Raw genomic sequence first — 12,623 nt, forward strand, 5'->3', positions numbered from 1 at the left:
ACGCGTGGAAGCGGCACGTCGTTCACCGCGACCGGACCCCGAAGCCGTCGAGCCGCGCGGAATGCCCGCCTCCGCACCCGCCCGGCGGCGCGCCGCCACGGCCGTGCGGGCGGCTTGCTCGTACGGATGGGGGGTGGCGGGTGGGCCGCGTCAACACGATGCCCTTAGGCTTCTCTGTTGTGTCCAAACTGACCGACGTGCCCAAACGGATCCTGATCGGCCGGGCGCTGCGCAGCGACAAGCTGGGAGAAACGCTCCTCCCCAAGCGCATCGCGCTCCCCGTCTTCGCGTCCGACCCGCTCTCGTCCGTCGCGTACGCACCCGGAGAAGTCCTCCTGGTGCTGTCCGTGGCGGGTGTGTCGGCGTACCACTACAGCCCCTGGATCGCCGTGGCGGTCGTGGTGCTGATGTTCACGGTGGTCGCCTCGTACCGGCAGAACGTGCACGCGTACCCCAGCGGCGGCGGTGACTACGAGGTCGCCACCACCAATCTGGGGCCCAAGGCCGGACTCACCGTCGCCAGCGCGCTCCTCGTCGACTACGTCCTGACCGTCGCCGTCTCGATCGCCTCCGGCATCGAGAACCTCGGCTCGGCCGTGCCGTTCGTCGTCGAGCACAAGGTGCTGTGCGCGGTCGTCGTGATCGTCCTGCTGACCCTGATGAACCTGCGCGGGGTCAAGGAGTCCGGCAAGCTCTTCGCCATCCCCACCTACGTCTTCGTGGGCGGCGTCTTCGTCATGATCGCCTGGGGCGCCTTCAAGGGCGGGGTCCTCGACCACACCATGAAGGCCCCGACGGCCGACTACACCATCCACGCCGAGCACCAGGGCCTGGCGGGCTTCGCGCTCGTCTTCCTGCTGCTGCGCGCCTTCTCCTCCGGCTGTGCCGCGCTCACCGGCGTCGAGGCGATCAGCAACGGCGTCCCGGCCTTCCGCAAGCCCAAGTCGAAGAACGCCGCGACCACGCTGGCCCTCATGGGCGCCCTCGCGGTCACCATGTTCTGCGGCATCATCGCGCTGGCCATGGTCACGAAGGTGCGGATGGCCGAGAAGCCCGCCACCGACCTGCTCCACAACGGCGTCCCGGTCGGTTCCGACTACGTCCAGAATCCGGTGATCTCCCAGGTCGCCGAGGCCGTCTTCGGCAAGGGCAGCTTCCTCTTCATCATCCTCGCGGCCGCCACCGCCCTCGTGCTGTTCCTGGCCGCCAACACCGCGTACAACGGCTTCCCGCTGCTCGGCTCGATCCTCGCCCAGGACCGCTATCTACCGCGCCAGCTGCACACCCGCGGCGACCGCCTCGCGTTCTCCAACGGCATCGTGCTGCTGGCCGGGGCCGCGATCCTGCTCGTGGTGATCTACGGCGCTGATTCGACCCGGCTGATCCAGCTCTACATCGTCGGCGTCTTCGTCTCCTTCACCCTGAGCCAGACCGGCATGGTCCGGCACTGGAACCGCCACCTCGCCACCGAGCAGGACCCGGCCAAGCGCCGCCGCATGGTCCGCAGCCGGGCGATCAACACCTTCGGCGCCTTCTTCACCGGCCTGGTCCTGGTCGTGGTCCTCGCCACCAAGTTCACCCACGGCGCCTGGGTCGCGCTGCTCGGCATGGTGATCTTCTACGGAACGATGACCGCGATCCGCAAGCACTACGACAAGGTGGCCGAGGAGATCGCCGCGGCCGAGGAGCGCCCCGACGAGTACGTCCGCCCCTCGCGCGTCCACTCCGTGGTCCTGGTCTCCAAGCTCCACAAGCCGACCCTGCGCGCCCTCGCCTACGCCAAGCTGCTGCACACCAACCAGCTGGAGGCGATCAGCGTCAGCGTCGACGCGGCCGAGACCAAGGCACTCAAGGACGAGTGGGACCGGCGCGGCATCGACGTCCCGCTGAAGATCATCGACTCGCCGTACCGCGAGATCACCCGCCCGGTCATCGAATACGTCAAGGGCCTGCGGCGCGAGAGCCCGCGCGACGCGGTCAGCGTCTACATCCCCGAGTACGTGGTCGGCCACTGGTACGAGCACCTCCTGCACAACCAGAGCGCGCTGCGTCTGAAGGGCCGCCTGCTCTTCACGCCCGGCGTGATGGTGACGTCGGTCCCGTACCAGCTCCAGTCCTCCGAGGTCGCCAAGAAGCGGGCCCGCAAGCGGCAGGACTGGAACGCGCCGGGTTCGGTGCGGCGCGGCCCGGTGTCGGCGCACCGGCCGAAGGAGCCGACCGGCAAGGGCTGAGGGGCAGGTCCGGGCCCTTCGGGGACGTAGACTGGGGGGCTGCCGTCCGCACGGGACCTGAGAACGGTCCTTCACGGGGACGGCGGCCCCTTCCCCGTTCCCCCTTGGCACCCTGGAGTCCCGCCCTCATGCAGAACGAGTCTGATTCCTCGTCCTCGTCTTCGTCCCCGTCCTCGTCTTCGCTGGTCGGGCAGGAGTACGAGGTCGAGGTCGGCCCCGTGGCGCACGGCGGGCACTGCATCGCCCGCACGGAGCAGGGCCGGGTGCTGTTCGTCAGGCACGCGCTGCCGGGCGAGAGGATCGTCGCGCGCGTCACCGAGGGCGACGAGGACTCCCGCTATCTGCGCGCGGACGCGATCGAGATCCTCTCCGCCTCCAAGGACCGGGTCGAGGCGCCGTGCCCGTTCGCGGGCCCCGGCAAGTGCGGCGGCTGCGACTGGCAGCACGCCAAGCCGGGCGCGCAGCGCCGCCTCAAGGGCGAGGTCATCACCGAGCAGCTGCGCCGGCTCGCCGGGCTGACGCCCGAGGAGGCCGGCTGGGACGGCACGGTCATGCCCGCCGAGGGCGACAAGCTCCCCGCGGGCCAGGTCCCGGCCTGGCGCACCCGCGTCCAGTACGCCATCGACGAGGACGGCCGGGCCGGTCTGCGCAAGCACCGCTCGCACGACGTCCAGATCATCGACCACTGCATGATCGCGGCGCCCGGCGTCAGCGAGCTGGGCGTCGAGAAGCGCGAGTGGCCGCAGATGGAGGCCGTCGAGGCGATCGCGGCGACGGGCTCGCACGACCGCCAGGTGGTCCTGACCCCGCGCCCGGGCGGCCGCCTCCCCCTCGTCGAACTCGACAAGCCGGTCTCGGTGCTGCGCGTCGAGGAGAAGGACGGCGGTGTCCACCGCGTCCACGGCCGCGCGTTCGTGCGCGAGCGGGCGGACGAGCGTACGTACCGGGTGGGCATGGGCGGCTTCTGGCAGGTCCACCCGAAGGCGGCCGACACCCTGGTCAAGGCCGTGATGCAGGGCCTGATGCCGCGCAAGGGCGAGATGGCGCTCGACCTGTACTGCGGCGTCGGCCTCTTCGCGGGCGCGATCGCGGAGCGGGTCGGCGAGCAGGGCGCGGTGCTGGGCATCGAGTCCTCCAAGCGCGCGGTGGAGGACGCCCGCCACAACCTGGCGGACCTGCCGCGCGTCCGCGTGGAACAGGGCAAGGTCGAGCAGGTCCTGCCCCGCACGAAGATCACCGAAGCGGACCTGATCGTCCTGGACCCGCCGCGAGCGGGCGCGGGCAAGCAGACGGTCCGCTACCTCGCGGGCCTGGGCGCGCGCCGCATCGCCTACGTGGCCTGCGACCCGGCGGCCCTGGCCCGGGACCTGGCGTACTTCGCGGAGGGCGGCTACAAGGTACGCACGCTCCGGGCGTTCGACCTCTTCCCGGTTACGCATCATGTGGAGTGCGTGGCGATTTTGGAGCCGGTGCGCGAGGACGGCTGAGCTGCTGCTTCTCCGAGGCTGCGGCTGGGGTGGTTCTTCGGCCTGCCGATCGAGGCTGCGGTCGGCAGGGTGGTCCGGATCCCGGATCGTCCCCGGGCGCCGGGGGACGGTCCGGGGGCGGCTGCCGTCCCCTCAACCGCCGGACGCGAACAGGGGCTCCCAGGCGCTCGTACCGCCGAAGAACCTCTCCACCTCCGCGTCCCCGACCTTCCCCAGCGCCCCCGGGCGCCACTTCGGCTCGCGGTCCTTGTCGATGACCTGGGCGCGGATTCCCTCGACCAGGTCCGGGGAGGTCAGGGCCGCGCGGGAGACGCGGTACTCCTGAGTCAGGACCGCCTCCAGGGTGGGCAGTGCGCGGGCCCGGCGCATGGCCGTCAAGGTGACCTTCAGGGACGTGGGGGACTTCGTCAGGAGGGTCTCGGCCGTCTGCTTCGCCTCCTGGACGCCTGTGGTGAGCAGGCGGTCCACGATCTCCTCCACGGTGTCCGCCGCGTAGCAGTGGTCGATCCAGTCGCGGTGGGCGGCCAGCTCGCCGGGCGGGGGTCGGTGGGTGTGGCGGGGGAGCGCTTCCTGTACGGAAGTGGTCGCCAGCTCCGCCAGGAAGTCTTCGAGTCGGGCCGAGGGGACGTAGTGGTCCGCCAAGCCGCACAGCAGTGCGTCCGCCGCCCCCACCTGTGCGCCCGTGAGGGCCAGATGGGTGCCCAGTTCGCCGGGGGCGCGGCTGAGCAGATACGTACCGCCCACGTCCGGGACGAAGCCGATGCCCGTTTCGGGCATGGCGACGCGGGAGCGCTCGGTGACCACGCGCACATTGCCGTGGGCCGAGACCCCGACCCCGCCACCCATCACGATGCCGTCCATCACCGCCACGTACGGCTTGGGCCAGTGGGCGATCCGGGCGTTGAGGCGGTACTCGTCCCGCCAGAAGTCCGCCGAGGCCGTGCCGCCCGCGCGGGCGTCCTCGTAGATCGCGCGGATGTCGCCGCCCGCGCAGAGGCCGCGTTCACCGGCACCCGTCAGGACGACCGTCGCCACCTCCGGGTCGTGCTCCCATGCCGTCAGCGCCTCGTCGATCCGGCGGACCATGGCGTGGGTCAGCGCGTTGAGCGCCTTCGGCCGGTTCAGGGTGAGGTGCGCGGCGCGGCCGTGGACGGACAGCAGGACGTGGTCGTGGTCGGGCTGTGCGCCGGTGGGCGGGAGTGCGCTGGTCGTGCTGCGACCCATGCGTGGGGGTTCCTTCCGGGGCCTTGCTGAACCTTGCCGATCTTCCAGTCGATCTCCCCGAACATATAGTTGGGCGTCCCAGCGAGTCCATCGCGTGCGTGCGTATGTGCGCGTGCGTGTGTGTGGGGGCTGTACGTCGTCCGACCCGGCTCCGGGCCGGCGCGGCCTCGTTCCGGCGTACGGTCCGGAGGCATACCGCCTCTGGTCCCGGCAGTGGTTTGCCCTTCGTGCCCGGTCCGGGGTTCGGGGCCCTCTCAGTACACGTCCCGGACGTACCGCTTCCCCGCCGTCAGCCGCTTCAGATACGCCGCCGCCGACTCCTCGTCCAGGCCGCCATGGGCGATGGCGATGTCGCGCAGCGCCCGGTCGACGTCCTTGGCCATACGGGAGGCGTCGCCGCACACGTAGAAGTGCGCCCCGTCCTGGAGCCAGGACCACAGCAGCGGGCCGTGCTCGCGCATCCGGTCCTGCACGTACACCTTGGCGCGCTGGTCGCGGGAGAACGCGGTGTCCAGGCGTGTGAGCGTGCCCTCCGCGCTCAGCTTGGTCAGCTCGTCCTCGTAGTAGAAGTCGGTGGCACGGTGCTGCTCTCCGAAGAACAGCCAGTTCGGAGCGGAGTGGCCCAGGGATCGGCGCTCGTAGAGAAAACCGAGGAACGGCGCGACCCCGGTGCCGGGGCCGACCATCACCATCGGCGTCCCCGGGTCGGTGGGCGGCCGGAAGTGCCGGGTGCGCTGGACGTACACCGGCACCGGTGCGTCCGGCGGCGCGTCCGCGAGCAGGGCCGAGCAGACGCCCGCACGCGGGTGGCCCAGGCGGTTCTCGTACCGGACGACGGAGACCGTCAGGGACACCTCATGCGGGTCGGTCAGCGGGCTGGACGATATCGAGTACAGCCGGGGACGCAGGCCGCGCAGGACGCCCGCCCACTCGGCCGCGCTCGCGCGCACCCCGTGCTCGGCCACCACATCCACCGCCTGGCGGCCCCAGGACCACTGCGCCAGCTGCCACTTGTTGTCGGCGCGCAGCAAGTCCTTCAGGCGGCGGTCGTGGGTCCGCTCGGCGACGAACTTGAGCAGATCGGGGCCGAGGCGTGTGATGTCCAGGTGCTCGTGCAGCGCCGTACCGAACGGGACTTCGCCGAACCCGCCGATCTCGACGGGCGTGGTGGAGTCCAGACCGGTGACGGCCAGCCACTCGGCCACCAGATCGGGTGAGTTGACCGGGTGGACGCCCAGCGCGTCCCCGACCGCGTAGGTGAGCGGGATGTCGCTCGCGCGGGTGTCGAAGGTGAACCGTCGCACCTCCTTGCTCGACCCGGGGAGGCTGAGCAACGAGTTCCCCGTCAGCCGGGCCGTGATGGCGGCGGCACGGGAGCTGGGGAGCGGGACGGTGGGGAGAGAGGTGTCGGGCGTGCCCTGGGATCGGGTCGCCCCGGAACTGGTAGGGACCGTGGTGGTGTTGCGGACCGAGGATGCTGCTGTACCCGGTGAACGGGCGGTCAGCGTCGCGAGTTCCCGGCCCTCCACGAATTCGTCGGAAGAATTTCCTGAGCCGGACGGGGTGTGGGTGCCGGGGGTGCAGGCGGTGGGGGCGCCCAGGGCCGTATCCGGCGGGTGACCGGCGGACGATCCGTCCGACGGATGGCCGGAAGCCGTGGCGGTGGCGGCCGACAGCTCCGCCAGCTTGGCCAGCACCCCGCCCAGCCACTCCTGCGCCCGGTCCTCGAAGTCCGGCTCGCAATCGGTGCGGGGCAGCAGGCGTACGGCGCCCAGTTCGGCCAGGCGCCGGTCCAGGCGTCGGCCGTGTCCGCAGAACTCGTCGTACGACGAGTCCCCGAACGCCAGGACCGCGTAGCGGCGTCCCTCCAGACGCGGGGCCCCCTCGTCGGTGAGCGCGTCCCAGAAGGCGGCGCCGTTGTCGGGCGCCTCGCCGTCCCCGGTGGTGCTGGTGATCAGCAGCACCTCGGCGTCCGTGGGCAGCGTGTCGGGTGTGGTGTCGTCCATGGCGACGAGGCGGACGCGGTGCCCGGCGGCGGCGAGCTGTTCGGCTCCGGCCGCCGCGAGCTGCTCGGCGTTGCCGGTCTGCGAGGCCCACAGCAGGAGCACGTCACGGCCCGCGGGGGCCTGGGCCTGCGCGACGGGCGCGGGGGCGGGGCCCGGCGCCGTCCGCGAGTACATCCCGGCCAGCACGCCGTTCACCCACAGCGCGTGCTCCTCGCTGAACGGCGCTGTCGGCGGCAGTACGGGAATGCCGGGCGCGCCCGACTCCAGCCCGGCCAGGAACCCGGCGAGGTACTGGCGTTCGCCTTCGGTGAGGACCGGCGGTGGTGTGCCGAGCCCGAACAGGGCGGCCGGGGCCGCTGCTCGGCCGGACGCCAGGTGCGCGTCGGGGGCCGTGCGCTGGGCGGGGACGGCGTGGGGAAGGGGCACGGGGGCGTCGAGGAGCGCGGTGCCTGCGGCGAGCGCCCCTGTCGTGCTGCTTGCGCCCGTCGTGCCGGTCGCTCCTGCCGCGATGGTCGCGCCAGTGGGGCCGGTCTCTCCCGTCGTGCTGGTCGCGCCGACCCCCGCCATCGCCCCGCCCGAAACCAGCGTTCCCGCTGTCCCGGTCAGGCCCGCCGCCCTCCCGCCCGGGCCGTCTCCGGCTGCCGACGTCCCGCCCAGCCCCCTCGCCGTCCCCGGCATCGCGGGCCGCGCGGGCTCGACCGCCGACTTCGTCAGCGACACCGCGCACACCTTGAACTCGGGCTGGAGCGAGATCGGGTCGACCGCGTCGCTGGTCACCGCGTTGATGCTCAGATCCGTGCCGTACAGGTCGCTCCAGTGGAAGGGTGCGAAGCAGCAGCCCGGCCGTACCCGGTCGGTCACCACGGCGGGCAGCACCGCCCGGCCGCGCCGCGAGGCGATCTCCACCCCGTCGCCGTCGGTGATGCCGAGGCGTTCCGCGTCCTCGGGGTGCACCTCCACGAACGGCGCCGGGTTGAGCTTGTTGAGCTTGGCCACCTTCCCCGTCTTGGTGAGGGTGTGCCATTGGTGCTGCAGCCGACCGGTGTTGAGGACGAACGGGAAGTCGTCGTCGGGCATCTCGGCGGCCGGGAGGTGCGGGCGCGCGTGGAAGACGGCACGTCCGCTCGGCGTCGGGAACACCGGGCCGCCGCCGTCCTCGGCCACGTACCGGATCGGATTGCGGTCGGGGCCCTCGGCGGTGGGCGCGGGCCACTGCACGGGTGTGCCGCGCAGCCGCTCGTAGGTGACCCCGCGCAGGTCGTAGCCGGTCTTCGGGTTCCAGGCGCGCTTGATCTCCTCGAAGACGTCCTCGGGACCGGCGTAGGTGAACGCCTCCTCGTACCCCATGGCGCACGCCACGCGCGCGATGATCTGCCAGTCGGGCAGCGCCTCGCCAGGGGGGTCGACGGCCTTCCTGGCGAGGGTGAGGTTGCGCTCGCTGTTGACGAGGACGCCCTCGGCCTCCGTCCACAGGGCGCCCGGCAGCACCACGTCCGCGTATGCGGTGGTCTCGGTCTCGGCGAACACGTCCTGGACGACGACGAACTCGGCCGCGCTCAGCCCCTCGACGACGGTGCGGCGGTTGGCGACGGAGGCGACCGGGTTGGTGCAGATCACCCAGCACGCCTTGATGTCACCGCCGGCCATCCGCCGGAACAGTTCGACCGTCCCGAGCCCCGCCCCGTCCGTGCGCAGCGTGCCGGGCTCCAGCCCCCACAGCTCCTCGGTGAAGGCCCGCTCGTCGTCGACGAGCACCGAGCGCTGACCGGGCAGCCCCGGGCCCATGTAGCCCATCTCGCGGCCGCCCATGGCGTTCGGCTGACCGGTGAGCGAGAACGGGCCACTGCCGGGGCGGCATATCGCGCCCGTCGCGAGATGCAGGTTGACCAGGGCGTTGGTGTTCCAGGTGCCGTGCGTGGACTGGTTGAGCCCCATGGTCCAGCAGCTCATCCACGCGCCGGCCTCACCGATCCACCGGGCAGCCCTACGGATGTCGTCCTCGGGGATGCCGGTGGTCCTGGCGACGCAGCCGGGCGGGTAGTCGGCGAGGAACTCGCCCATCGCCTCCCAGCCCTCGGTGTGCGCGGCTATGAAGTCGGGGTCGGTGTGCCCGTCCTCCTTGAGGAGGTGGAGCAGGCCGTTGAGCAGTGCGAGGTCCGTGCCCGGCTTGATCTGGAGGAAGAGGTCGGCCTTGGCGGCGGTCGCGGTGCGGCGCGGATCGACGACGATCAGCTTCGCCCCCGCCTTGACGCGCTCCATCATCCTCAGGAAGAGGATGGGGTGGCAGTCGGCCATGTTGGAGCCGATGACCAGGAAGACGTCGGCCTTCTCGAAGTCCTGGTACGAGCCGGGCGGCCCGTCCGCCCCGAGCGACAGCTTGTAGCCACTGCCCGCGCTGGCCATGCACAGGCGGGAGTTGGACTCGATCTGATTGGTCCCGATGAAGCCCTTGGTCAGCTTGTTGGCCAGATACTGCGCCTCCAGGCTCATCTGGCCCGACACATACAGCGCGACGGCGTCCGGGCCGTGCTCGTCGACGATCGCCCGCAGCCTGCCCGCCGTCTCGGCGATCATCGCGTCGACCCCGGCCGGCACCGGCTCCGCCCCTCGTTCGCCCCGTATCAGCGCGGTGCTCAGGCGCCCTGGAGCCGCGAGCATGTCCGCCGTCGTCGCCCCCTTGGTGCACAGCCGACCGGAATTGGCGGGGTGCGCCTTGTCGCCGGAGGCCTTCAGCACCGTGCGCCGGCCGTCCGGCCCGACGGTGATGTCGAGGACCATCCCGCAGCCCACACCGCAGTACGAGCAGACCGTGCGCACCTGGTCGGTGGCGGCCCGCGTGCCCTGTGCGGTCAACGGGTGTCCCCTCTCGTCTCGGCCGGGATCCCTTGGGCTCCGACCGTACGAAATGCCCGTTACTTCGATGTCACGTGCGGCGATCACGAGTGGTTACGTCGGCCACACTAAACGCGCCCCGATGCTGTGAGCACCTGTGTGCGACTGCGGCACACCTCCGATGTCGGACATCACGCGGCACTCGTGCCCGGTGTGAGGAGGAAGCCGGAACCTTGCCTCCGTAGGTTCGACGCGCCTGCTACCTTACTTACGTAGGGGGACCTCACCTATATAGGTGAAATCTATGCCTGGGGGCCGTTCGACAGGTCAGGGGTGCGCGGGCACGCGCGCGTGCCCGCACACCCCAGGACCGCGAGGACCGTCAGACCTCGGTCATCCCCGGCATCTCGCCCTGCGTCCGCCGCAGGTCGATCACCGAGAATGCCGCGCCCTGCGGGTCGCTGAGCGCCGCGAACCGGCCGAAGGGCGTGTCCATCGGCCCGAACCGCAGCACCCCGCCCCGCTTGGTCGCCTTGGCCACCGCCTCGTCGCAGTCGGCGACCGTGAAGTACACGTTCACGTACGAGGGAATCTCGGGCGGGAACTCCTCCGTCATCCTCATCCGGCCCAGAACCATCTGGTCACCCACGCTGAAGACGCGGAAGTCCGTCGCGTCGTCCTGCATCTGCTTGGCGCTGTAGGGGAACACCGCGGGCAGGAACGTGTCGAGCTTCGCCGGGTCGCGGGTGAAGAACTCGGCCCAGCAGTACGCGCCGGGCACCGCCCTGGCCTCGAAGCCCTCGTGGCTGCCCGCCTGCCACACGCCGAAGACCGCGCCGCTGGGCTCGCGGGCGATCGCCATCGAACCGAAGCCGCCGACCTGCATCGGCTCCATCAGCACCTCGCCGCCGTTGTCCTTGATCTTCTCGGCGGTCGCGGCGACATCGGGCGACGCGAGGTAGAGACACCACGCCGACTGCCCCTCCTGACCGGGCATCGGCGGTACGACGGCCGCCACCGCCTTGCCGTCGGCGTACGCCTGGGTGTAGTCGCCGTACTGCGACGACGCCTCGCCGAACGTCCAGCCCAGCACGTCACCATAGAAGCTCTTCGCTCCCTCGACGTCCGTGAACATCGCATCGACCCAGCACGGAGTGCCCTCTGGTTCTGCGGCCATGACTGTGCCCTCTCCTGTGTGACGACAGCCCCTTTCGCCACGCTAGCCAGGCGTACGCCACCCCGCGCGCCGAGCGTTTGCGCGCTCCGGGGCGCGGACGACGGAGCGTGGCCAGGAGGGTGAGGCGCCTGTACGACGGGCAGGTAAGCGGTTACGGATCCTGGCGGGGCGGGACGACTCGGGCGTAGCGTGGCCCGACGCTGGCGCACAGCGACCTACAGGGGGCGTGTGACCTCATGGACAAGCCGGTCTGGCAGTTCTCGGACGACCGCGGGCAGACGGCGACGGCGGCGCGGGTGCCCACCCGGGTGACCGCCTACATCCAGGCCGGAGCCACGCTCTGGGACCACGGCGTCGGCCCGGGAGCCGTCTTCGGCTCCTTCCACGACGGTGCCGCCCCCGACCGCGCCAAAGCGGGCGGCCTGCCCCTGAACCGCCTGCGCTACCTGGGCGCGGGCGCCGCGCTCGACCTCGACGTCCTGCTCCAGGGCACACCCGACCTCGTGGTGGCCGTCAGCTATGGAGGCGGCCGGGTCTACGGCCTCGACCCCGAGACGGCCAAACACCTGGAGGAACACGTTCCGGTGGTCGTCATCGACATCGGGCACTCACGCTCACTGGCGGAGATCAGGAGCCGCTTCGCGGACCTCGCACGCGCCCTGGGAGGCGACCGCCGCCGCGAGGACGCCACCCGCCTCCTCGACGCGGCACAGCGCCGGCTGCGCGCGGTGACGGCCGCCACGCGCGCGCGGCCGGAGCCCCCCGGCGGGCCCCGTGTGCTCGCGCTCTCGCCGGCCGGGTCCGACCAGGTCCATGTGGCCCGCCCCGCTGCCTGGCCGGAGCTGCGTGCCCTCGCCGAGCACGGCGTGAACCTGGTGGACCCGCCCGCCGCGACCGGCGCCAACTGGACCACGCTCACCTGGCAGGAGAGCGCCGCCCTGCCCGCCGAGATCGTGCTGTGCGACGTACGGGTGAACGCCACTCCCATGGAGCGACTGCGCTCCGACCCGCACTGGCGGACCATCGAGGACCGCGCCCGCGTGCTGCCGTGGAACCCCGAAGCGCCGTGCAGCGCCCCGGCCCATGCCCGCTTCTTCACCCGGGTGGCCGACGCCGTGGACTTGGCCGGTGCACGTTAGTACGCCCCGGTCCGGGACAACTTCACAGCTCAGAGCCGTGTCGGAGTTGGGCTGAACGGGTGAGCGGCGTCATCATGGCCGGATGCAGATACAGCACAGGGGCGAGGTGGTCCGGTGAGCAGGTACGACGTCACCGATGAACAGTGGGAGGGGCTCGCCCAGGTCGTTCCGCTGCGCAGTCGCAACGAGTGGCCCTCCCGCGTGGACCACCGCACCATCCCCAACGAGTACGCGACCGTCGAGCAGCGCCGCTTCGTGGTGCTGCGCGTCCAGGTCTTCGCGGACGCGCGCGAGGTCGCCGAGTACATGATGGCGCAGACGCCGGTCCTGCTCGATCTTACGAGCGCGGACGCCGAAGTCGCCAAGCGCATCCTCGACTTCAGCAGCGGCGTGGTCTTCGGCCTGGGCAGCGGGATGCACCGTGTCGACCGCAACGTCTTCCTGCTGGCGCCCGTCGGCACGGAGGTGGAGGGAATCGCCGAGGCCGTCGTCCCCCACGCGTAGGGCGAAGCGGCACCGGTAAGGGC

Annotated in this window: 7 protein-coding genes; 4 read left to right on the forward strand and 3 right to left on the reverse strand. The window is 71.4% G+C overall.

Translation table 11 applies throughout. From position 1 onward, the window contains the following. The first annotated feature begins 179 nt into the window (after nt 1–179). Together ACZ4MU_RS25495 and ACZ4MU_RS25500 are read left to right on the forward strand one after the other, a co-directional pair. On the forward strand, nt 180–2,231 hold the full coding sequence (locus ACZ4MU_RS25495) for an APC family permease (protein ID WP_467880829.1): 2,052 nt from the start codon (nt 180–182) through the stop codon (nt 2,229–2,231). A 128-nt stretch (nt 2,232–2,359) separates the two neighbouring features. Further along, nucleotides 2,360–3,718 carry a class I SAM-dependent RNA methyltransferase gene (locus tag ACZ4MU_RS25500; protein WP_467880832.1) on the forward strand — a complete coding sequence of 453 codons (1,359 nt, stop codon included), beginning with the start codon at nt 2,360–2,362 and terminating at the stop codon, nt 3,716–3,718. 132 nt (nt 3,719–3,850) lie between these two features. On the opposite strand, the gene ACZ4MU_RS25505 is transcribed toward ACZ4MU_RS25500, so the two are convergent. The 3 genes from ACZ4MU_RS25505 to ACZ4MU_RS25515 all read right to left on the reverse strand — a co-directional run bounded on the left by ACZ4MU_RS25505 (nt 3,851) and on the right by ACZ4MU_RS25515 (nt 10,957). Then, nucleotides 3,851–4,942 (reverse strand): enoyl-CoA hydratase/isomerase family protein, encoded by a 1,092-nt coding sequence (locus ACZ4MU_RS25505; protein WP_467880835.1) that lies wholly within the window; start codon nt 4,940–4,942, stop codon nt 3,851–3,853. A 254-nt stretch (nt 4,943–5,196) separates the two neighbouring features. Then, a complete protein-coding gene (locus ACZ4MU_RS25510; RefSeq protein ID WP_467880838.1) occupies nt 5,197–9,801 on the reverse strand; it encodes a molybdopterin-dependent oxidoreductase in 4,605 nt (1,534 codons plus the stop codon). A gap of 361 nt (nt 9,802–10,162) precedes the next feature. Continuing rightward, complete coding sequence (locus tag ACZ4MU_RS25515; protein ID WP_467880840.1) at nt 10,163–10,957, reverse strand: VOC family protein; 795 nt, start codon at nt 10,955–10,957, stop codon at nt 10,163–10,165. A gap of 236 nt (nt 10,958–11,193) precedes the next feature. On the opposite strand from ACZ4MU_RS25515, the gene ACZ4MU_RS25520 reads away from it, so the two are divergent. Both ACZ4MU_RS25520 and ACZ4MU_RS25525 read left to right on the forward strand, forming a co-directional pair. Continuing rightward, nucleotides 11,194–12,096, forward strand: coding sequence for a substrate-binding domain-containing protein (locus tag ACZ4MU_RS25520; protein WP_467880843.1), 903 nt, complete (start codon nt 11,194–11,196; stop codon nt 12,094–12,096). Nucleotides 12,097–12,210: 114 nt separating this feature from the next. Beyond that, the gene (locus ACZ4MU_RS25525) at nt 12,211–12,600 is read left to right on the forward strand and encodes a cell division protein SepF (RefSeq protein WP_467880845.1); all 390 of its coding nucleotides are present in this window, start codon (nt 12,211–12,213) and stop codon (nt 12,598–12,600) included. Nucleotides 12,601–12,623 lie beyond the last annotated feature (23 nt).

Source organism: Streptomyces sp. NPDC026377 (genome assembly GCF_055567715.1).